This window comes from Borrelia sp. MN22-0132 (genome assembly GCF_049201035.1).
Classification (GTDB): domain Bacteria; phylum Spirochaetota; class Spirochaetia; order Borreliales; family Borreliaceae; genus Borrelia; species Borrelia puertoricensis.
Window position 1 is genome coordinate 515429 of record NZ_CP138334.1, and the last position, 22795, is coordinate 538223.

Sequence of the window (22795 nt, forward strand, 5' to 3'; positions counted from 1 at the left end):
CTTTTACCTTTAAATAGTTTTCTGAGATTGTTTTTTAATTATATCCTGATTAGACTGAGCGTTATTAAATAGTATAACTGCAATTTTATCCTTGTCATCAATTATTATTAAATCGTCTTTAACATTTTTGAGGGATACAAATATGAGTTGTAAGGCATTGTCTGTATAGTCTAGTAGACAAAAATATTTTTCTCTTTCCTCAGTCATTAATTTGATAGCTTTTTTATATGAAATTTGTAAATTTGGACTAAGCCCTATTATTTCAAAGGTCCCAGAACTTGGAAAATTATAAATTTTTTTATCTATTTTCCAAATGAAAGTTTGATCGTTTTTAAATTCAATATTTCCGTATTGTGTATTTATTAATGTTCCATAAGAAGTTAATCTATTTATTAGATTTTGATTTTGTTTTTTTGATTTGAGGATAATTTTTTCGACATTTTGTTCAATAATAACGAATTTTGACTCAAAATTATGTTCTTTAACTTTTATGATTGACTTATAGTAATTTTGAGTCTCTTTTGTTAAGAGAATAAAATCTTCCTCTGAAGTTTTAGATCTAAATAAAAACCCATTAGGTTTTACTTCCTCAACAATATCGAATTTGAAATATAAGCTTAATTCGGGTATGTTAATTTTTATTTCATTTTTGGGAGTAAAAAATAATCCATACTCTTCTCTTAGTAAGTTAGTGTTATAAGTGTTATAGGCGATCATTTTTTCATAGTAAAGTGGTCTTAAGTATTTAATATTGTTAAATGTATTGATTATTTCATTCTGTGATACTTGATCTAGTGGACTTGTGAGTATTGTACCTGTAATATTATCGAAAATTTCAAGTGCATAATCAAAAACATAACCTTTGTGTCCGTCTTTTGTTAAGACGTATAGCCATTTCCCTTTAAGTGAGCCTGCTTCTGTTTCTTTCCCGATATCTATGATTTTCAATATAGCTTCTTTCGAAATTCTATATATTATGTTTTCTATATAACTGTCAGGAGATGTTCTTAATGGTAAGAGATCTTTTTTACTTATAGCATATTTGTTTACGTATGGTTGAATGCTCAGTTTGAAGTTTTCTGCTTCTTTTTTTGTTTGAAACTCTTCTATCGTAAATTTATGTACGATAAATTTTATTCCATTATAGTTTATTGTTACTGTTTTTTTCTCTTGATTAACATCTTCTATTTTGACAAGTGATCCGTTTGGCAATTTTTCTCTATTTTTTGAATCTAGGACAACACCATATTTGTTGTTTTTATTAAAACAAGATAGAAATAATATTGGCAATAAGATATAAATTAATTTTTTATTCATGTTAAAATCCTGATAATTTTTATTGACCTTAAGGTGTGTTTTGTTATGCATGACCTTTATTATATAATAAAAATAATGAAGTTATTAATTCAAGCGTTTGGACTAATGCTGGTTTTTAGCTGTTGTAAGATTGAGCAGAGCGAAATTCAAAGTCTCGTAGGTCTTTTAGAAGAGTCAAGTAAAAAAGGTTTAGATAGATTTCTTATTGTTGATAGGATAGTCGACATTCATATTCGCAATAAAGATTATCAAGATGCTTTAAGGTCTGTAAATCAAGAAATTGCTCATGATGAGAGTAGAGAATATTATCCTTTATATTTTTATTTGATGGGTAATATATATTCTTTAATTAAGGAAGACTTAGTGGCTTTTACCTATTATAGATATGTTGTTGATAATTTTGATGATTACATTTATGAAAATAGTTCTGTAAAATTAGATATTGCAAAAAGAGTTATCAATTTAAATATTGAAGCTAGGCACAAAATACGTTATTATAAGCTATTGCTTGATGATAGTGCAGAAAGTCTTACTAATTCAGATAGGGGTAATTATTATTACAATCTTGCTTTAAGTTTGGAGAGTCTTCAAAATTATGATGAAGCGTATTTTTATTATAATAAATTGCTTTCAATACCAAGGTCAGACTTAAGAATAGATTCAATAGACTATTCTGGTGTAATTACAAAGATTAATTATTATAATAATCCGGATTTTATAATTTATAGAAATTTAAATGACTTGATTCAAGATGTTAAAAGATATATTTTTTCTGGGAATACTACAAAATTATTGAGTATAAGGGATAAACATAATTTTTTTATTCAAAGCTGGGATCAAAAGGGTGGTAAAAGTAATTCGATTAATACAAACAGTTTTTTGACAACGATGATTAAGCTTGGAAGTAGGAGAAAGAATGGAATACAGTTTGCAAGTGGTTTTGAGGCTGATTCTAGTGATGATATATCTTATCTTGGATCTAGTGGTTGGGAGCACATTTGGGAATGGTATTTTGTCTTTAAAAAAATTTCTTATCCAAAAGATCCAGAAATTAATAATGGTTGGGCTTGGATAGGTGTTTATCTGGGGAAAAAGTAGGGAGTTTTAATGTGAATTTATTAAGTGGCCTTTTGAGTTTTTTATTTTTATTTTATTCTAATGTCTCTATTATAAATGATTCTTTATCTAAGTCTAGCATAAAGAGAACAATTGATTGGGATACAAAGATCATTTATTTTGATATTATTAAACCGGTAGATGAAGATAAATTTGGCAGAGTTGGGCTTGATTCTACGTCTAGATTAGTGTTTAGCGTTAATGATTTTAAGGATACCTTAATAAGACAGTCTCTTTTTGAAATGATAATTGATTCTGATAATACTTTTGAGGATTATTTTGATTCTGATCCCCATTTAATACTTTATTTTTCAGGACTTAATAGCATTTTGAAGAGAGGATATACGAAATATTCGGAAGATTTAAAAAACATAACTGTTAGGTATGAGCTTTGTCTTTTTCCTGATTTTGTGAACTTATTCATAGCTCATAGTAAGCCTTATATGGCTTTTTATCCATTGATGAATACAAGTATTGATCAATTTGTTTATACTGGAATTATTATTTATGCAGGTGATGATTATCAATTTTCCTCAAGTGACGTTGTAAAATTAACGGATGCTTTTTTTATTAAGATTTATGATGAAAATATTAAGCTTTATTTTGATAAAAAAATGGTTGAGCCAGATGCACTTAGGAAGTGGGGAATGTTTGAATATACGAATGACATCTCTTATAAAAATAAAGATAGAGTTGGAGATTATCCTTTAAGGTTAATTGCTAAAGGAGTTTATGGTAAAAATCATTCAGATATCATACTTGATAAGTATTCTATTAATAAGATATTTTCAAATAAAAACAATGTTAATCTTTTAAGAGAGGGTAGGCTTGTTATTATTAAATAAGAGTCTGAAAATGTAATTTGGGGGCTTGTCTTTTTTAAGATAATAAATTAACATGGTATAAGAGTTTATTATAAAGGGAAGTAATGCCCTTATAGCTCAGGTGGTAGAGCATCACCATGGTAAGGTGGCGGTCGTCGGTTCAAATCCGATTGAGGGCTTTTTGTAGTCAGGAGTATTATTATGGGCAAGAAGAAAGGTAAAGGTGCTGTTGAGCTTATAGCTTTAGTATGTGAGGAAACAGGAATTAGAAATTATACGACTACTAAGAATAGGCGTAATAAGCAAGAAAAATTAGAATTAATGAAGTATTGTCCAGTTCTCAGGAAGCATACTCTTCATAAAGAAGGTAAAATAAAATAATTAAAGTGATAGGTCAGTAGTTCAAGGGCAGAACGGCGGTCTCCAAAACCGCATGTTGGGGGTTCGAGTCCCTCCTGGCCTGTTGTCTGTATTGTTAAAGAGAGGCTTTTAAATGTTTAAATTTGTTAAAGAGAGTGTTTTGGAACTTAAAAAAATAACATGGCCTAAGTATGGTGAGGTAATAGGCAGCGGAAAACAGGTTTTTTGGTTAGTTGTTTTTATTTCTATTTTTTTAGGTATAGTAGATTATATCATGTATCTTGCTATAACTTATGTATTTTAAGGAAAGATTATGTCCAGGGCCTGGTATGTGTTACAGACTTTTTCTCAGTATGAGAGAAAGGTAGAACAAGAGATAAAACTTTTGATCAGTGAGGGCGTTTTTGGTAGTAATGTTTTAGATGTGAAGGCCCCTATTGAAAGGGTAGAAGAGATAAAAAACGGAAAAAAGAGGATACGGGAGAGAAGAATTTGGCCGGGTTATATTCTCATTGAGTTAGATTTGCCTGAACAGGAGTGGAAAAGCACTGTAGCTAATATTATTAAGATACCCGGTGTTGTCAATTTTGTTGGTACTAATAAAGAGCAAAAACCTTTTCCAATTAGTGATGAGGAAGTTAAGAGTGTTTTTATGCTTGCTGGAGAGATTAAGGCAGATAAATCTATTTTTATACTTTATGATTTTGAAGAAGGTGAGAGAGTTAGAATTAAAGGAGGTCCTTTTGATTCTTTTGAGGGGGTTATTGGGTCTATCGACTATGAAAAAAAGAAATTGAAAGTTGCAGTTCAAATTTTTGGGAGATCAACTCCTGTTGAGGTTGATTTTCAGCATATAGAGAAAGTTTAATAATTAGTATATTAATGGGAGCTTAAAAGGCGTTATTACCATAAGGAGTTGTTTATGTCTAAGAAAAAAAAAGAAGTTGCTTGGATTAAGCTTCAAGTTCCAGCTGCTCAAGCTGCTCCAGGAGCTAAAATAGGTCAAGCCCTTGGACCTCATGGTGTTAGTGGGCCTCAGTTTGTTAAGGAATTTAATGAGAGAACAGCAAAAATGGAGCCAGGGATTATCGTTCCTGTTATTATTACTGTTTATGCTGATAAGAGTTTTTCGTTTATTGTAAGAACTCCTCCAGCTTCGGTTTTGATTAAGAAGGCTGTTGGTATAGAGATAGGTTCTAAAAAATCAAATACAGAAAAGGTTGGGACTATATCAAAAGAAAAAGTAATGGAAATTGCAAGGGTTAAAATGCCTGATTTGAATGCAAAAACTGAACTTGCTGCATTTAAAATCATTGCAGGCAGTGCTCGTTCTATGGGTGTTGAGGTGGAAAAATAATGGCTAAGAGTGGAAAAAAATATATGCAAGCTCTATCTAAGGTAGATAAGCTTAAATCTTACAGCATAGATGATGCAATCTCTTTATTAAAAGAGATCAAATTTGTTAGATTTGATGAAACTATAGATATATCTGTTAATCTCAATTTAAAGAAGAATCATACAGTTAGGGATACAGTTGTTTTGCCAAATCAATTTATGAGAGAAAAGCGAATACTTGTTTTTGCAAAAGGTGATAAAGCTGAGGAAGCAAGGGAAGCTGGTGCTGCTTATGTTGGAGATGATGATCTGATTAACAAGGTTAAAGGTGGTTTTATTGATTTTGATGTTGTTGTTGCAACACCTGATATGATGAGGGATGTAGGGAAACTTGGTCCTATCTTAGGTAAGAGAGGGTTAATGCCAAATCCTAAGACACAAACAATTACAAATGATTTAAAGGGTACAATAGCTAGTCTTAAGAAGGGTCGTACAGAGTTTAGGGCAAATAAAAATGGTGTTATCAATTTTTCTATTGGTAAGTTTTCTATGGATAACAGTAAGGTGAAGGAAAATTATGATGAATTTATTAAGGAATTACTTAAAAGACGCCCAAGTGATTTAAAAGGTACTTTTGTAGATAGTGTTTATATGTCATCTACCATGGGACCTTCTGTGAAGATTGATTTTGTTTAGGAGTTGAATTATGCATGCAAAGGTAAATCCTAAAAAGATTGAAATGTTTAATTTGTTGAAAAAGTTTTTAGATGGTAAGGATAATATTTTTTTTCTAGATTACAGAGGTTTGACAGTAGCAACGCTTACTGAGTTGAGAAATAGAGTTGAAAATGAGAAAGGTGAATTAAAGGTTGTAAAAAATAATATAATGAAGCGAGTTTTAAAAGATAGACACATGGAAGGTCTTGATTCTTATCTTTTAGGACCAACAGCTGTTGTTACTGCTGTTGATGAGGCTAATGTGATTGCAAAAATTTTTTATGAATTTGTTAAAACTAGCTCTTTAAAAGTTAAGGGGGGGATTGTTTTAGGAGAAGTTTATGATGAGGCTAAACTTAATTCGTATAGTAAACTTCCCACTAAAAAGGAATCTATTTCTTTATTTATGAGTGTGCTTAAAGCACCAATTTTAAAACTTGCAAGAACTTTAAAGGCTTTGTCTGATGTTAAAGATGTTAATGTTTAATCAGAACAGTGTTAGTCTTAATACAGTGCATGCTATCACTGTTTGAAATAATGTGAAAGAAAGGAGTTAAGTTAATATGGCACTAAGTAAAGAGGATATTTTAACATGGCTTGAAGAAGCCAAGACATCTGAAGTTGTTGAGCTTGTAACAGCTATTGAGGAAAAATTTGGAGTTACTGCTGCTGCAGTTGCTGTTGTTGCTGGATCTGGTCCTGCTGCAGGTGATGCTGAAGAACAAACTGAATTTGATGTAATGCTTATGTCTTTTGGAGATAGTAAAATAAACGTTATTAAGGAAGTAAGAGCTGTTACTGGACTTGGACTTGGAGAGGCTAAAGCTTTAGTTGAAGCTGCACCTAAAGCAGTTAAGGAAGGTGTTTCGAAAGCAGATGCTGAGGATATAAAGAAGAAACTAGAAGCAGTTGGTGCAAAAGTTGAAATTAAATAAAACATTAAAAATATGCCAGATTTGTTATTCCACATGTCACTTTAGTGGCATGTGGTTTATTGTGTCTTAAAAAAGGAGTCTTTTAATGATAAAAAGGGTTCATCTAGGACAAGGAAAAGCCGAAGAAATCTTAGACTTACCTAACCTAATAGAAATACAATTGAATTCTTATGAAAAATTTTTGCAGCTTGATAGATTAAAGAATAATAAACCTTTGCTTAATGAAGGCCTTGAATCTGTTTTTAGAGATGTTTTTCCTATGAAAAATAGCAATGGTGAAGTTGCGCTTGAATATGAGAAATACTATGTTGAATATGATTCTCTTAGTTTTACTGAAAAAGAATGCAAAAGAAAGGGCCAAAGTTATGAGGCTGTTTTAAAGATAAGATTAAATTTACAGTTTCTAACAACAGGAGAGATAAGACAAAAAGATGTCTATATGGGGACTATTCCTTTAATGACTGATAGAGGGACTTTTATTGTTAATGGTGCTGAGAGAGTAATTGTATCGCAGATTCATAGATCTCCTGGAGTTGTTTTTTACAAGGAAAAAGATTTATATTATGCTCGTATTATTCCTTATCGTGGTTCTTGGTTGGAATTTGAGATCGACACAAAAAAAGATTACCTTTATGTTAAGATAGACAGAAAAAAAAGAATACTTGTTACTCTTTTCTTAAGAGCCTTAGGTCTTGATACTAGGGAAAAGATAATTGAAACTTTTTATAAGATAAAAAAAATTGAAGTAAATGAAGATACTAAAAGAGAAATTACAGGGCAATATTTAGCAGTAAACATTACCATAAAAGAAAATATGACTTATCGTGCAGGTGATAAAATAACTTTGCAAGATATTGAAGATTTCTTGCAAAATGGGGTAAAAGAAATAGACCTTATTGATGTTGATGGATATGATAGTGTTCCTGGGAAACGTTTTATCAGTTCTGATGTTATTTTGAACTGTTTCGAGAAGGAAGATGCTTATTTTTCTTTAAAGGATGGTTTTAAAGAGCTTTCAAGGGAATCTGTGATGCTTGCGGTTTATAGTGTGCTTTTACCTGGAGAGCCAATATCTATTGATAATGCTGAGAATGATTTAAGAACTGTATTTTTTTCAGAGAAGAGATATGATCTTGGTCATGTGGGGCGATATAAGCTTTCTAAAAAGTTTGGTCTTAATGACTTAACGACTTCAGTGCTTACTATGACAGATATAGTAAATACGATATCTCATCTTTTAAGAATATATGATGGACATGATGTTCTTGATGACATTGATCATCTTGGAAATAGAAGAGTTCGTTCTGTTGGTGAATTGCTTACAAATATATATAAAGGTGCAATGTCAAGAGTAGAAAAAATTGCAAAAGATAGAATGTCTAATAAAGAAGTGTTTAATCTTAAACCCCAAGAATTAATAAGTGTTAAGCCTATTGTTTCTGCTGTTAAAGAATTTTTTGCAACTAGTCAGCTTTCACAATTTATGGATCAGATTAATCCTTTAGCTGAATTGACGCATAAAAGGCGTCTTAATGCTTTAGGTCCCGGGGGACTCTCAAGAGATCGTGCAGGTTTTGAAGTAAGGGATGTGCATTATACCCATTATGGTAGAATGTGTCCTATTGAAACTCCTGAGGGACCAAATATTGGTCTTATTGTTTCTTTAGCTACGTATGCAAAGGTGAATGATTATGGGTTTCTAGAAACCCCTTATAGAAAAGTAGTTAATGGCAAGGTTACTGATGAGATCGAGTATTTGTCTGCAATTGATGAAGAGAAAAAATGTATTGCTCAGGCAAATGCGGCTGTTAATGCTGAGAGTAATTATATTGATGATTTAATTTCTGTTAGAGTTTCTGGTGATTATACTACAATGATTCCTAAGAATATTGATTATATGGATGTTTCACCTAGACAGTTAATTTCTGTTTCTTCGGCATTGATACCTTTTCTTGAGCATAATGATGCAAATCGTGCTCTTATGGGTTCAAATATGCAACGTCAGGCAGTTCCTTTGTTATTTCCACAACCTCCTATTGTTGGTACTGGTATGGAACGAATAGTTGCTAAGGATTCTGGTGTTGTTATTAAGGCAAAAAGATCAGGTACCGTTGTATTGGCAACGAGCAAGAGAATAGTTATCAGACCTGATAATGCTGATGGTGAGCATGATTTGGATGAATATGAACTTGCAAAATATGAGAGGACAAATCAGGACACTTCTTTTAACCATTCAGTTTTGATTAAGGAAGGTCAAGTAGTTAATAAGGGTGAAATAATAGCTGATGGTCCTGCTACTAGATATGGAGAACTGGCCCTTGGGAACAATTTGTTGGTTGGTTTTATTCCTTGGAATGGATTCAATTATGAAGATGCTATATTAATCTCGGAGAGAATTGTAAAGGAAGACCTTTACACTTCAATTCATATTAAAGAATTTAGTATTGAGGTAAGGGAGACTAAGCTTGGGCCTGAGAAAGTTACAGCTGATATTCCCAATGTTAGTGGAAAGATATTAAATAAGCTTGATGAAAATGGAATTGTAAGGATAGGTACTTATGTAAAGCCGGGTGATATCTTGATTGGTAAGGTTACACCAAAATCAGAGGGAGACATTACTCCTGAATTTAAGCTTTTGACATCTATTTTTGGTGAAAAGGCTAAGGATGTTAAGAATAATTCACTCAAAGTACCACATGGTACTGAGGGTACTGTAATTGATGTTCAAAGAATTACTAAGGATGATGTTGGTAATCTTCCACCTGGTGTTGACGAAATATTAAAAGTTTATGTTGCCAAGAAAAGGAGACTTAAAGAGGGTGATAAGATGGCAGGAAGACATGGGAATAAGGGTGTAGTTGCAAAGATCCTTCCTGTTGAAGATATGCCATATCTTGCAGATGGAACCCCTCTTGATATATGTCTAAATCCTTTAGGAGTACCGTCTCGTATGAATATTGGGCAACTAATGGAATCTCAGCTTGGTCTTGCTGGTAAATATCTTAGTGAATATTATGATGTTCCTGTGTTTGAGTCTGCTACAAATGAATGTATTCAAGAAAAGTTGAAAAAAGCCGGATTTAATGAAACGTCAAAAGCAATTTTATATGATGGATATACAGGGGAACCATTTGAGAATGAGGTAATGGTTGGAATTATATATATGCTTAAGCTGCATCACCTTGTTGACGATAAGATGCATGCAAGATCCACAGGTCCTTATTCACTTGTGTCTCAACAACCTCTTGGAGGAAAGGCACAATTTGGTGGTCAAAGACTTGGAGAGATGGAAGTTTGGGCACTTGAAGCTTATGGAGCTGCTTATACTCTTCAAGAGCTCTTAACAGTAAAATCAGATGATATGTCAGGTAGAGTTAAAATATATGAGAATATTGTTAAAGGTATTCCTACCAATGTATCTGGAATTCCTGAATCTTTCAATGTTTTGATGCAAGAACTAAGAGGTCTTGGTTTTGATTTATCAATTTATGATGATAATGGCAATCAAATTCCTTTGACAGAAAAGGAAGAGGAATTAATTAATAAAACTTAGGTTTTGAGGGTTTTATGAAAGAGATAAAAGATTTTGAAAAGATAAGAATAAAGATAGCATCTCCTGATCAAATTAGGAGTTGGTCTTATGGAGAGGTTAAAAAATCTGAAACTATTAACTATAGAACTTTAAGACCTGAGAAAGATGGTCTTTTTTGCGAGAGAATTTTTGGAACTACTAAAGAATGGGAATGTTATTGTGGAAAGTTTAAGTCAATAAGATATAAAGGTATTATTTGTGATCGTTGTAATGTTGAGGTGACTCATTTTAAAGTTAGACGTGAGAGAATGGGGCATATTGAACTCTCAGCTCCTGTTGCTCATATCTGGTATTATAAATATATTCCTTCTAGAATTGGTCTTTTACTTGATATTACAGCTTCTAATTTAAACTCTATTCTTTATTATGAAAAGTATATCGTAATTGAGCCAGGTGATACTGATCTTAAGAAGATGCAACTTTTAAATGAAGATGAATACTCTGAAGCAAAAGAGAGATATGGAATGTCTTTTAGTGCTTTAATGGGTGCTGAGGCCATTAAAACTTTACTTGAGAATCTTGATCTTGATGAACTTTCATCCAAGCTTAGGCTTCAGATGATTGATAAAGATGATAAGACAGATAAAAAACTTTTAAGACGTCTTGAAATCATTGAAAATTTTAAAGTTTCTGGAAATAAGCCAGAATGGATGATTATGGATGTTCTTCCTGTTATTCCTCCAGAAATTAGACCGATGGTTCAACTTGATGGTGGAAGATTTGCAACTTCTGATCTCAATGACCTTTATAGAAGAGTAATAAATAGAAATAATAGGTTAAGAAAACTTTTGCTTCTTAATGCACCTGAGATTATTGTCAGAAATGAAAAAAGAATGTTACAAGAATCAGTTGATTCTCTTTTTGATAATTCTCATAAGAGAAAGGTTGTGAAGGGTACATCCAATAGACCCCTTAAATCTCTCTCTGATGCACTCAAGGGTAAACAAGGTAGATTTAGGCAAAACCTTCTTGGAAAGAGAGTTGATTATTCAGGTCGTTCTGTAATTGTTGTGGGACCTGAACTTAAGTTACATCAATGTGGTATTCCTGCAAAGATGGCGCTTGAGCTTTTTAAACCATTTGTAATTAGAAAATTGATTGAGAGTGAATCTGTATTTAACATAAAGCGAGCAAAGAGTTTAATTGAGCAAGAAGTAGATGAAGTATGGCAGATTTTAGACAATGTTATTAAAGAACATCCTGTGCTTTTAAACCGAGCCCCAACACTTCACAGGCTGGGAATACAAGCTTTTGAACCAGTGTTAGTTGAAGGTAAGGCAATTAAATTACATCCTCTTGTTTGTCATGCATATAATGCTGACTTTGATGGAGATCAGATGGCTGTACATGTTCCTTTAACACCTGCAGCACAGGCTGAAAGTTGGGCTTTGATGTTGTCAACTAATAATTTGTTAAATCCTGCGAACGGACATCCTATTGTATTTCCGTCTCAAGATATTATATTAGGTCTTTATTACTTAACTATGGAGAGGAAAAATGTAGTGGGAGAAGGGCGTAAGTTCTCTAATTTCAATCATGTTCTTCTTGCAATTAATAATAAAAGTCTAGACTATAATGCACGGATTTATGTAAAGGTTGATGGTGAGTATATAGAAACTACGGCAGGATGTGTTGTATTTAATGAGGCTTTACCAGGGAGGATTTCATTTATAAATAAAACCCTTAGCGATTATGAGTTACAGAATTTGATTTCTGAAGTTTATGTTGTGTATGGTTCCTCTATTGTAATTGAGATGTTGGATATTATTAAGGAGCTTGGGTTTAAATATGCTACTAAATTTGGATGTACAATAAGTATGAGTGATATTATTGTGCCTGAAGAGAAGAAAGTATATGTGGATAAGGCTAATAGAGAAATTGCAAAAATTCAGAGTGATTATACTAAAGGTGTTATTACTGGAGAAGAGAGATACAACAATGTTGTTTCTGTTTGGTCAAAGACAAATGAAGAGCTTACCAATAAGATGATGGAAATTCTTAAAAAAGATAGAGATGGATTTAATGTGATTTATATGATGGCTGATTCTGGTGCTCGTGGGAGTAGAAATCAGATAAGACAGCTTGCGGGAATGAGAGGATTGATGGCTAAAACCTCTGGGGATATTATTGAACTTCCAATTATTTCTAATTTTAAAGAAGGGCTTTCTGTTATAGAGTTTTTTATCTCTACAAATGGTGCAAGGAAGGGACTTGCAGATACAGCTCTTAAGACAGCGGATGCCGGATATTTAACTCGAAGATTGGTAGATATTGCTCAAGATGTTGTTGTTAGAATAGAAGATTGTGGAACTATTAATGGTATAAAAGTTGAGGCTTTAAAAAATGGTGAAGAAATAGTTGAGCCTTTAAGAGAAAAAGCCGTTGGTAGTTATTCAATTGAGAGAATAAAAAGTCCTATTACGGGCGAGATTATTTTAGATGTAAATGAAGAAATTACAGAGGATAAGATAAAGTTATTGGAAACCGTTGGTATTGACAAGCTTGTAATTAGATCTGTTTTAACTTGCGAAGCTGAGCATGGAGTTTGTCAAAAATGTTATGGACGTGACTTTTCAAATAATAAACCTGTTAATATTGGAGAGGCTGTTGGGATAATAGCAGCTCAGTCAATAGGTCAGCCAGGAACACAGCTTACCATGAGAACTTTTCACATTGGGGGAGTTGCGCAGGCTGGTAGTGAAGATGATAAGATTGCGCTTAAGAACTCTTTTATTCTTAATGGATTAGAGGGATTTAATGTGCAAGTTAATGGCGGATTGCTTTTTACAAGAAAAGGAACTTTAAGAGTAATAAATGTTATTTATGAAGAAGATATTAAGGATATTAAAGAGCTTAAGGTATTAGATTCTCAAAAGGTAATTAAGGGAATGCCTTTGTTTACAAGCAAGGATGGTATTGATGTATTATCATCTCATATTGGTTATGTTAGAATTAAAGATAACAAGCTGATGATTGTCTCTGAAGAGCAAGAGATATCTTTAAAGACTGGTACGAAACTTGAGGTCAATGTGGGTGATTATGTTGAGGCTGGGCGTATAATTGGAACATTTGATCCATTTGCGGAACCAATTATTGCTGAAGTTAGGGGAAAAGTTAAATTTAAAGATATTATTTTAGGAACAACTCTTAAAGAAGAAATAAACCTTGAAACGGGAAATATTGAGAAGAGAATTACAGATCAAGTGTTTGAATCTCTTGATCCTAGGATTTTAATTATTAATGATAGAGGAATTGAGATTTCATCTTATGTTCTTCCTGGAGATGCTTATCTGCAAGTTGAAGATGGACAAGATATTGATATAGGAGATATTATTGCTAAACTTTCCAAAGGTTCTGAAAAAACTCAAGATATTACTGGTGGTCTTCCTAGGGTTAATGATTTATTTGAGACAAGAATTCCAAAAAATTTGACTGAGATGGCTAAGGTAAGTGGAGTTGTTCAGTTTAAAGCGATTCAAAAAGGTAAGAGACTCATTAATGTTTTAGATGAGTATGGAGTTGAGCATAAGCATTATATTCCTGCTGGGAAACATCTTTTAGTTAGGGATGGAGACGTTGTTAAGGCTGGAGATATGCTTTGTGATGGAAGAATTAATCCTCATGATGTTCTTGAAATTCTTGGTGGAATTAGTTTGCAAGAATTTTTATTAGCAGAAATTCAGGATGTTTATAGGAAACAGGGTGTAAGTATTAATGATAAGCATATTGGTGTGATCATTAAACAGATGATGAAGAAAGTTAAGATTGTATCTGTAGGTGATACTAATTTTGTTTATAACCAAAAGGTGGATAAGCATACTTTTTATGACCAGAATAAAAGGGTAATTGAACAGGGTGGTGAGCCTGCAGTGGCTAGTCCAATCCTTATTGGGATAACAAAGGCATCTCTTAATATCGATTCATTTATTTCAGCTGCTTCTTTCCAAGAAACGACTAAAGTGTTAACAGATGCTTCAATTGCAGGTAGTGTCGATGATCTTAAAGGTCTTAAGGAGAATGTTGTTATTGGACATTTAATTCCGACTGGGACAGGTATGAATTTATATAAAAGAGTTAAGGTGAGGGAAAATTCAAGCTCTGAGATATAGCTTGAAAATAAATTATATATTTGATACCATTTATTGGTAAAATTAGGAAAAAGGGAGCATAGATGCCTACAATCAATCAACTAATTAGGAAGCCAAGAAAGAGTCAAAAAGAAAAGACAGCATCTCCTGCGCTTCAAAATTGTCCTCAACGAAGAGGAATTTGTACTCGTGTAATGACGGTTACACCTAAGAAACCCAATTCAGCTTTGAGGAAAGTAGCCCGTGTTAGGCTTTCAAATGGATTTGAAGTAACAGCTTATATTCCAGGGATTGGTCATAATTTACAAGAGCATTCAGTTGTTTTAATTAGAGGTGGACGAGTTAAAGATTTGCCAGGTGTTAGGTACCATATCATCAGAGGAGCTAAGGATACTCTCGGTGTTAATAATCGGAAGCAAGGTCGTTCTAAGTATGGAACTAAAAAACCAAAAGCTTAAGAGGTATAGATTGTATGTCAAGAAAGAGTAAAAAAGTTAAAAAAAAGGTCTTTAAAGATTCTAAGTATGATTCTCAAGTTATTGCTAAATTTGTGAATAGAATGATGTATGATGGAAAAAAATCCATCAGTGAAGCCATAGTTTATAATTCAATTGATATTCTTGCAGAAAAAACTGAGGAAGTTGATAAGGTTGCTGCTTTTAGTAAGGCTTTAGATAATGTTAAACCATTGGTAGAGGTTAGAAGTAGGAGGGTTGGTGGTGCTACTTATCAAGTTCCAGTTGAAGTTAGAGAGGAAAGGCGTGAGGCTTTGGCAATGAAGTGGATTATTGCAGCTGCCAGAAAAGCAAGTGGAAAATCAATGCAAGAAAAATTGGGAAATGAACTTGTTAATTCTTATAATTCAACAGGTGTTGCTTTTAAAAAAAGGGAAGATACTCATAGAATGGCAGAGGCAAATAGAGCCTTCACACATTACAGATGGTAATCGTAAAATACCTTTTTAATATATATTGTTGTGAGGTGTGTTGATCTTAGATATAATTGATTAGGGGTGTCTATATGTTAAAAAAGGTTTTTTTGTTTTTTTTTATTTTAGGTTGTTCAGGTTCACAAGATCAAACTTCACTTTCTGATACTATTTCTGTCATTGTCGATGGGACCTTTGATGATAGAGGTTTTAATGAGAGTTCTTCCAATGCAATGGCTCAAATTAAAGAAGAGTTTAAAGTTAATATAATTCGGAAAGAATCCAAGGTTTCTGACTATTTAGCAGATATTGGGGGATTGGAAGAAGGTGGTTCTAGTTTAGTTTGGGGAGTTGGTTTTAAGTTTACAGATACGTTTTTGCGAAAATCTCTTGAAAATACCAATGTGCATTATGGAATTATTGAAGGTGCTTACGCAGAAGATGTTGAGTTGCCCAAGAATTTAGTGAATGTAAATTTTAGATCTGAAGAAGGAGCGTTTTTAGTTGGTTATTTAGCCGCTAATGCATCTAAGACAGGTAAGATTGGGTTTTTAGGTGGAATGGAAGGTGTAGTTATTAATGCATTCAGATATGGATATGAAGCTGGTGCTAAGTATGCAAATAAGAATATTGAGTTGAATTCTCAATATGTGGGGACATTCTCTGATATCTCTCTTGGACATTTAATGGCAAGTAAGATGTATGCTTCTGGGGTTGATATTATATTTACAGCAGCAGGCCTCTCAGGTCTTGGTGCTATTGAGGTTGCAAAAGAGCTTGGAAATGAATATTACATTATTGGTGTTGATCAGGATCAGTCATATCTTGCACCTGATAATGTACTTTTATCATATGTTAAGAGGGTTGACGTAGTTATGTTAGATTTGATGAGATCTTATCTAGAGTTTGGCAAGTGGAATGGTGGAGATAACTTAGAATTTGGACTTAAAGATGGAGCACTTGATTTGATTCTTAATAAATCATTAAATTTAGATTTAATCAAGGATTATGATTTTCTTTCAGAAATTAAAAACAAAATAGTTGGTAATGAGATTAAAGTTCCTAAAGACGAAAAATCTTATGGTGACTTTGTTGTTAATCTGTGACATAAGAGCTAATATAACTATGAGGAGTTTTTATATGAATAAATTCATAATGTTCATTTTTGTTGTGTTAGCTTTTTTAGGTTGTGATAAAAAATCATTGACTTCTAAATCTTTGGCAAAATCCATAATTTCTCTGATAGTTGATGGAACTTTCGATGACAAATCATTTGGTGAGGATGCTTGGAAAGGTGCTCAAATGTTAGAAGGAGATTTTGGAGTTGAGATTATTGACAAAGCTTCAACAAGTACTGCTTATGTGAGTGATTTAGAAGATCTTAAAGATAAAGGTTCCAGCATTATCTGGGGAGTTGGTTTTAGACTTCAAGAAGCTACTGAGCAGGCCGCTACCCTTAATAAAGGTATTAATTATGGAATTGTTGATGTTATTTATGAGAGTGATATAAATTTGCCTGATAATTTGCTTGGCCTCTCATTTAAAGTTGAAGAGGCTTCGTTTTTAGCTGGATATTTAGCTGCTAAGGCATCGAAGACAGGTAAGATTGGGTTTTTAGGTGGAATGGAAGGTGTAGTTATTAATGCATTCAGATATGGATATGAAGCTGGTGCTAAATATGCAAATAAAGATATTGAGTTGAATTCTCAGTATGTGGGATCATTTGTAGCTTTATCTTTAGCTAGGACTATTGCTTTGAAGATGTATAAAGATGGTACCGATGTCATATTTGTAGCAGCAGGCCTTGCAGGTCTTGGTGCTATTGAGGTTTCAAAGGAACTTGGGACTGGACATTATATCGTTGGGGTTGATCAAGATCAGTCATATCTTGCACCTGATAATGTTTTAACTTCAGTTGTTAAAAATGTTGGAAATTCTATTTATGAAATAACAAAGAATTATTTGGATACAAATGATTTTGATGGTGGAAAAGTATTAAAATTAGGACTTAAAGACGGTTCCGTAAGTATTGTTAAGCATGATTCCATCAAGGATGATATTAAAGTCGAGATTGAAACTATAGAAGATAAAATAGTTAGTGGCGATATTTCAGTTCCAAGTAATCTTGGCGAATATAATAAGTTTTTAGATATTTATAATCTATTGAATTGATTTCTTGCTTAAAGAGAGGCAATTTCATTAATGTTTATTTTTTTAAATTTACCTTTACTTTATGTGAGGTAAATTTTGGTATTTATAACTTATTGTTATTTTTGTTGATAGGTTTCTAAAAATTAAAAAATGTTTAAAGTTATTTTATAAGGAGAGGATAGGTTGTGTCAAAAAATTTATGTTTTATAATTTTATTTATTTTATTGTTTGTATCTTGTTTTTCTTCAAAAGAGTCTTCTTCTTTTGTTGATAGACAAATTATTATGGGAATCATGTTTCCAGGTAATTTCGATGATAAAGGATATTTTCAAAATGCTTTTGAGAGTGCCGTTAAAATAAAAAATGAATTTGAAATTAAGCTTATTCCAAAAGTTTTAACACCTTATCCTGTTGAAGGCAAAAGATTAATGACGGCTAGTGAAGTATTAGAAGAAGATGTTTACACATTGCAAAAGGATGGTGCCAATCTTATTTGGTTTATTAGTGCTCATTTTTCAGATTCTGCCTTAAGACTTGCTCATAAAAATGCAAATATTTCTTATGGAATTATAGATACTTTTGGTTATGATAATAATATCTTACTTCCTAAGAATTTTTTAGCTATTAATTTTAAAGCTGAGGAGGGCTCATTTTTAGCTGGTTATCTTGCTGCTAAGATGAGTAAGAGTAATAGGATTGGATTTATGACTGGTGTTAATATTAAATATGTTGAGAGATTTTTAGTCGGCTTTAGAGCAGGGGCTTTTTACGCGGAACCTAAAACAAGAATGATTGTAAAGAGAGTTTTAGATGAATTTAGCGAAGCTTCTGGTAAGTTTGTTGCCGAGCATATGTATATTGAGGATGGTGTCGATGTTATTTTTCCTGTAATGGGTCCTGCTGCACTTGGTGTGTTTTCTGCTGCAAAGGAACTTGGAGCTGGTCATTACGTCATTGGGGTTAATAAGGATCAGTCATCCCTTGCACCTAATCATGTTATTACTTCTATGCTTAAGGATGTTGGAAAGGCAATATATACTTGTTCATTGGATGCTGTAAAAAGACACAAATTTAATGGTGGTAGGATAATTGAAAAAGGAGTAAAAGAAGGCGTTATAGATATTGTCAAAGATCCTAATATTATTGGCAAGAATTTATTTGATGCCATTACAAAGATTCAGACTCAAATAGTTAATGGGACACTTATTATACCTTCTACTGAATATGAATTTGATTTATTTAAGGCAAGGTTATAAACTTTTTAATTAGATTGGTTTAAAGGGAGATATTATGTGAAGAATTTATTTTTAATTTTATGTATTTTGTGTTGTTCATGTTCTAATTCTAAAGTTAATGATAACCTTGCTAAGATTGCCGTTTTGGTTGATGGAGTCTTTGATGATAAGACTTTTAATAAGGGTGCTTGGGACGGTGCTAAGAAAGTAGAAAAAGAATTTGAATTGGAAATAGTTATGAAGGAATCTAATTCAAATTCTTATTTAGCCGATCTTGAATCATTAAAAAATAATGGCTCAAATTTTATCTGGTTAATTGGATATAAGCTTAGTGATTCTGCTATTATTGCTGCTTTAAAAAATCCAGAGATTAAATATGTAATTATTGATCCTGTTTATGATAGTGATTTGGTCATCCCTGAAAATTTGTTAGCCATAACTTTTAGAAATGAAGAAGGATCGTTTTTGGTAGGTTATATTGCAGCTAGGATATCTAAGACAGGTAAAATTGGATTTTTAGGTGGAGTTGATAATGTAATTGTTAATGCATTTAGGTATGGATATGAAGCTGGTGCTATGTATGCAAATAGGAATATCAATATTGATAATAATTATATTGGTAGTTTTGTTAATATTGATACTGGAAGAAACATGGCAAGTGAGATGTATGCAGATAAAGTAGACATTATTTATCATGTTGCGGGTTTAGCTGGACTTGGAGTTATTGAGGCTGCGAGCAACTTTGGAGATGAGTTTTATGTTATTGGAGTTGATCAGGATCAGTCACATCTTGCACCTGAGAATGTAATTACATCTTCAATTAAAGATATTGGACGAATTTTGAATATTATAATTTCTAATTACTTAAAAACTAATGCTTTTGAAGGGGGCCATATATTAAATTATGGATTAAGGGAGAGCTTTTTAGATTTTGTTAAAAATCCTAAGATGATTTCTTTCAAGCTTGAAAAGGAATTAGATGATATTTCTGAAAAGATAATTAACAAGAAGATTGTTGTCCCAAATAATGAGACTACTTATAATAAATTCCTGAAAGAATTTGTTAATTAGTTTTCATTTTAAGTAATTTTTGAGAAATATGTTTTCATTTTTAATATCAGTTAGGCTTGTGTGATTATCGTTTAGGTCTAAGTTTTTTTAATGATTGTAAGTTACATCAATCTGTTGTTGCAATATATAGTTTTAACTAATTTATTTTGCTTGGATATTGCTTAGCTTTAAAATTGTGTTTAATATTAAAATTTTTGGTTTTCAGTCTTATTTTGTCGTTATTATAATGTATAATAGATAGGAGTTGATTGATATTTGTTTTTCAGAGGTTCGAGCATTGAATAAGAGTGTGTTTCCCAAAATTTACTATTACGATCAGGATTTTATTGATATTTATAATAAGAGTCTTTCTTGGATTCGAGACAAAATTGTTTTTTCTCAAGCTTTGGAGAGGGGTAGAAAGGATAAAAATTATTATTCTGAAAACCCTGAGTTTATAGATCAACTTCAAACTTGTCTTTCAAGCTTTTTTCTTGTTTATAGTAATGGGGAATATTCCCCCACATCTACTATTGATAAATTTTATGAACTTCAAGAGACCTCTGGTGCAATTAGAGCTCGTTATGACCGCAATAATAATATTGTTCATATAGAAGGAAATGATGATGGTATTGGCTTGCCCATTTTTGCTTGGGTTGAATACAATTTATATCATAAAACAGGCAATAAGAAACGTATCTGTGATGTTTTACCAGTTCTTGATAAGTATTATAAGTGGATAGAGAAAAAGTTTTTAAAAGCAAATGGCCTTTATTCAATTGATATGAATAAGATTTTTTATAAAAATTCTCCCAGAAAGGATGCTTATTACCCGATAGATTTTAATTCATTTCAGGTACACAGTGCATATTGTATTGCAAAATTGGCAGACATATTAAACGATAAAAATTTATCCCTCGAGTATAAAAAAAGATTTTTTTCTCTTAAGGCTAAAATTAATTCATTGATGTGGGATGAAAAAGATGGTTTTTATTATGATCTTGATATTAACGAAAATATTGTTAGGTGCAAGACAATAGTAGGATTTTTACCACTGCTCTCCGAAATTCCAAGTGAAGATAGAATAGAGAGAATGATTTTTTATTTAAAAAGTCATGAACACTTTGGAACCCCAAATCCTTTCCCTACTCTTTCAGCTAATGAGCCTAGCTTTAATTTAGATGGAAATGGATATTATGGTTCTGTGTATACTTATATGAATTTTTTTGTTATTAAGGGACTTGAATATTGTAGACGTGCAAATATTGCAAGAGAATTTACCATAAGACATCTCTATTATATATTAGATACTCTCTTGCCTGATGGCAAAGTTAAGGGACATGTTTGGGAGGCGTATAAGCCAATGAAAGAGGGACCTGCATATTTAGATGTTGAGAGAAAGATTCTTCCAGAAAAAGATGTTATTTGTTATCTTGCACTTTTTAGTATTAGCCTGATGATAGAAAATATTATTGGACTTACAATTAGTCTTCCCGATAAAACAGTTTATTGGAATATTCCTGCTCTTGAAGTTATGGGAATAGAGAGCCTGTCACTTAAAAAAAATCAAACCACAATTATATGTAATAAGGGCAAGAGGGGCTGGGAGATCAAGATGGAGTCTGAAAAACTTTATTACTTTACAATAAATATATTGAATAAAAAAGAAAAGACTCTGCCTATACCTTCAGGTAGATGTTCAATGCTTTTAGATAAGCTTTAATTAATAATTTGGCTATAAACATTTATTCAAAATTAAAATCTTGGAGATATTGATATGATAGATGTTGTATTTTTAAGAACCTTGCTTGAAGAGAAGAAATATTCTGACATAAAGGAAGAGCTTTTAAAATATGATGCTTTTGATATTAGTGAAGCTTTAAAAAAGCTTAATGGTTCTGATTTGATTTTACTTTATAGATTCCTCCCCAAAAAAGTTGCTGTTGAAGCTTTTTCTAATTTTGATCAAGGCACAAAAAATAAATTGGCTAATTCTTTTACAAACAGAGAAATAAGAGAGATGATAGATGAATTAAATCTTGATGATGTTATTGATCTCTTAGAAGAAGTTCCAGCAAATGTTGTGCAAAGATTTTTAGCAAGTTCTACTGAGGAGAATAGGGAAATTATTAATAAATTCCTGTCTTACAGTGATGACTCTGCTGGTTCAATTGTGACGATAGAATATATTGAGCTTAAAGATTATTTTTGTGTTGGAGAAGCTCTTGATTATATTAGAAAAGTTGCAAAAACTAAGGAAGACATTTATACTTATTATATTACAGATGAAGAAAAACGGTTAAAAGGTGTCATCAAAATTGAAGATTTGATGTTATCTGGTGATAATGTTATTATTTCTGCAATAATGAGGAGTAGCGGATTTTATATTGTGAAAGTTGGTGATGGAAAGGAAGATGTTGCTCTTCTTTTTCAGAATCATGATATCTCAAGTGTTCCTGTTGTTGATAATGAAGGGCGAATGATAGGAGTTATTATTATTGATGATATTCTTGAAGTTATTCAGAATTTAAATACTGAAGATTTCCAGATAATGGCAGCAGTTACTCCTTTAGGTAAGTCTTATCTTGATACTTCTATTTTTGATATGACAAAAAATAGAATAATCTGGCTTTTGATTCTTATGATATCTTCTACCTTAACCGCCACTATAATCACTAATTATCAGCATTTGGTTTTATCTTTAGTTATTTTAACTAGCTTTATTCCACTTTTAATGGATACTTCGGGTAATGCTGGTTCTCAGGCATCTGCATTGATTATTCGTGAACTTGCTCTTGGAACTCTTAAGGTGAAGGATTTTTTCAAGGTGCTACTTAAGGAAGTATGTGTTAGTATTCTAGTTGGTTCAATTCTTGCTAGTATTAATTTTTTAAGAATTGTGTTTTTTGTAATTCCTGAGCATAATGAGAAATTCAAAATAGCTTTTGTTGTTTCTGCATGTTTAATGATAGGGTTGATGGTAGCAAAAATATTGGGAGGTCTTTTACCCATTTTAGCCAAGTTTATAAGAATAGATCCAGCTTTAATGGCTGGACCTTTAATTACTACTATTGCTGATGTTGTTACTTTAATTGCTTATTTTAATATAGCAAGATTAGTATTAACTAATTATTTTTAAGTATGATC

Annotated in this window: 20 protein-coding genes and 2 tRNA genes; 21 read left to right on the forward strand and 1 reads right to left on the reverse strand. The window is 32.1% G+C overall.

Features of this window, described 5'->3' with window-relative positions; translation table 11 throughout:
• Positions 1 to 9: 9 nt before the first annotated feature.
• A complete protein-coding gene (locus tag R5397_RS02435) occupies positions 10 to 1317 on the reverse strand; it encodes a hypothetical protein (RefSeq protein ID WP_421622767.1) in 1308 nt (435 codons plus the stop codon).
• 75 nt (positions 1318 to 1392) lie between these two features.
• On the opposite strand from R5397_RS02435, the gene R5397_RS02440 reads away from it, so the two are divergent.
• The 21 genes from R5397_RS02440 (at position 1393) to mgtE (ending at position 22787) form a co-directional block, all read left to right on the forward strand.
• Positions 1393 to 2415, forward strand: coding sequence for a tetratricopeptide repeat protein (locus R5397_RS02440; RefSeq protein ID WP_421622768.1), 1023 nt, complete (start codon positions 1393 to 1395; stop codon positions 2413 to 2415).
• An 11-nt stretch (positions 2416 to 2426) separates the two neighbouring features.
• Positions 2427 to 3278, forward strand: a complete 852-nt coding sequence (locus R5397_RS02445; RefSeq protein WP_247065556.1) for a hypothetical protein — start codon at positions 2427 to 2429, stop codon at positions 3276 to 3278.
• Between the two features lie 85 nt (positions 3279 to 3363).
• Positions 3364 to 3436: transfer RNA gene (locus R5397_RS02450), tRNA-Thr, on the forward strand.
• Positions 3437 to 3458: 22 nt separating this feature from the next.
• Complete coding sequence (rpmG, locus tag R5397_RS02455; protein ID WP_024653877.1) at positions 3459 to 3638, forward strand: 50S ribosomal protein L33; 180 nt, start codon at positions 3459 to 3461, stop codon at positions 3636 to 3638.
• A 10-nt stretch (positions 3639 to 3648) separates the two neighbouring features.
• Positions 3649 to 3720 (forward strand) — tRNA-Trp (locus tag R5397_RS02460).
• Between the two features lie 30 nt (positions 3721 to 3750).
• Positions 3751 to 3921, forward strand: coding sequence for a preprotein translocase subunit SecE (secE, locus tag R5397_RS02465; RefSeq protein ID WP_011772344.1), 171 nt, complete (start codon positions 3751 to 3753; stop codon positions 3919 to 3921).
• Positions 3922 to 3930: 9 nt separating this feature from the next.
• Complete coding sequence (gene nusG, locus R5397_RS02470; protein ID WP_011772343.1) at positions 3931 to 4485, forward strand: transcription termination/antitermination protein NusG; 555 nt, start codon at positions 3931 to 3933, stop codon at positions 4483 to 4485.
• A gap of 54 nt (positions 4486 to 4539) precedes the next feature.
• Entirely contained in the window at positions 4540 to 4974 is a 435-nt protein-coding gene (gene rplK / locus R5397_RS02475; RefSeq protein WP_247065553.1) for a 50S ribosomal protein L11, read from the forward strand.
• A complete protein-coding gene (gene rplA / locus R5397_RS02480) occupies positions 4974 to 5648 on the forward strand; it encodes a 50S ribosomal protein L1 (RefSeq protein WP_421622769.1) in 675 nt (224 codons plus the stop codon). The genes rplK and rplA overlap by 1 nt, the downstream gene beginning before the upstream one ends.
• A gap of 10 nt (positions 5649 to 5658) precedes the next feature.
• Positions 5659 to 6156, forward strand: coding sequence for a 50S ribosomal protein L10 (gene rplJ, locus R5397_RS02485; protein ID WP_421622770.1), 498 nt, complete (start codon positions 5659 to 5661; stop codon positions 6154 to 6156).
• A 76-nt stretch (positions 6157 to 6232) separates the two neighbouring features.
• Positions 6233 to 6604, forward strand: a complete 372-nt coding sequence (gene rplL / locus R5397_RS02490; RefSeq protein ID WP_421622771.1) for a 50S ribosomal protein L7/L12 — start codon at positions 6233 to 6235, stop codon at positions 6602 to 6604.
• A gap of 85 nt (positions 6605 to 6689) precedes the next feature.
• Entirely contained in the window at positions 6690 to 10157 is a 3468-nt protein-coding gene (rpoB, locus tag R5397_RS02495; RefSeq protein ID WP_421622772.1) for a DNA-directed RNA polymerase subunit beta, read from the forward strand.
• A 14-nt stretch (positions 10158 to 10171) separates the two neighbouring features.
• Complete coding sequence (gene rpoC / locus R5397_RS02500) at positions 10172 to 14305, forward strand: DNA-directed RNA polymerase subunit beta' (protein ID WP_421622773.1); 4134 nt, start codon at positions 10172 to 10174, stop codon at positions 14303 to 14305.
• Positions 14306 to 14367: 62 nt separating this feature from the next.
• Complete coding sequence (rpsL, locus tag R5397_RS02505) at positions 14368 to 14742, forward strand: 30S ribosomal protein S12 (protein ID WP_011772336.1); 375 nt, start codon at positions 14368 to 14370, stop codon at positions 14740 to 14742.
• A 14-nt stretch (positions 14743 to 14756) separates the two neighbouring features.
• Positions 14757 to 15230, forward strand: a complete 474-nt coding sequence (rpsG, locus tag R5397_RS02510) for a 30S ribosomal protein S7 (RefSeq protein WP_247065546.1) — start codon at positions 14757 to 14759, stop codon at positions 15228 to 15230.
• Positions 15231 to 15304: 74 nt separating this feature from the next.
• Entirely contained in the window at positions 15305 to 16318 is a 1014-nt protein-coding gene (locus R5397_RS02515) for a BMP family lipoprotein (RefSeq protein WP_421622774.1), read from the forward strand.
• Between the two features lie 34 nt (positions 16319 to 16352).
• Entirely contained in the window at positions 16353 to 17384 is a 1032-nt protein-coding gene (locus R5397_RS02520; RefSeq protein WP_421622775.1) for a BMP family lipoprotein, read from the forward strand.
• A gap of 164 nt (positions 17385 to 17548) precedes the next feature.
• The gene (locus R5397_RS02525; protein ID WP_421622776.1) at positions 17549 to 18619 is read left to right on the forward strand and encodes a BMP family ABC transporter substrate-binding protein; all 1071 of its coding nucleotides are present in this window, start codon (positions 17549 to 17551) and stop codon (positions 18617 to 18619) included.
• 36 nt (positions 18620 to 18655) lie between these two features.
• Positions 18656 to 19669, forward strand: coding sequence for a BMP family protein (locus R5397_RS02530; protein ID WP_421622777.1), 1014 nt, complete (start codon positions 18656 to 18658; stop codon positions 19667 to 19669).
• Between the two features lie 277 nt (positions 19670 to 19946).
• A complete protein-coding gene (locus R5397_RS02535) occupies positions 19947 to 21371 on the forward strand; it encodes an MGH1-like glycoside hydrolase domain-containing protein (RefSeq protein ID WP_421622778.1) in 1425 nt (474 codons plus the stop codon).
• Between the two features lie 54 nt (positions 21372 to 21425).
• Positions 21426 to 22787 carry a magnesium transporter gene (gene mgtE / locus R5397_RS02540; RefSeq protein ID WP_421622779.1) on the forward strand — a complete coding sequence of 454 codons (1362 nt, stop codon included), beginning with the start codon at positions 21426 to 21428 and terminating at the stop codon, positions 22785 to 22787.
• The last annotated feature ends 8 nt before the right edge of the window (positions 22788 to 22795 follow it).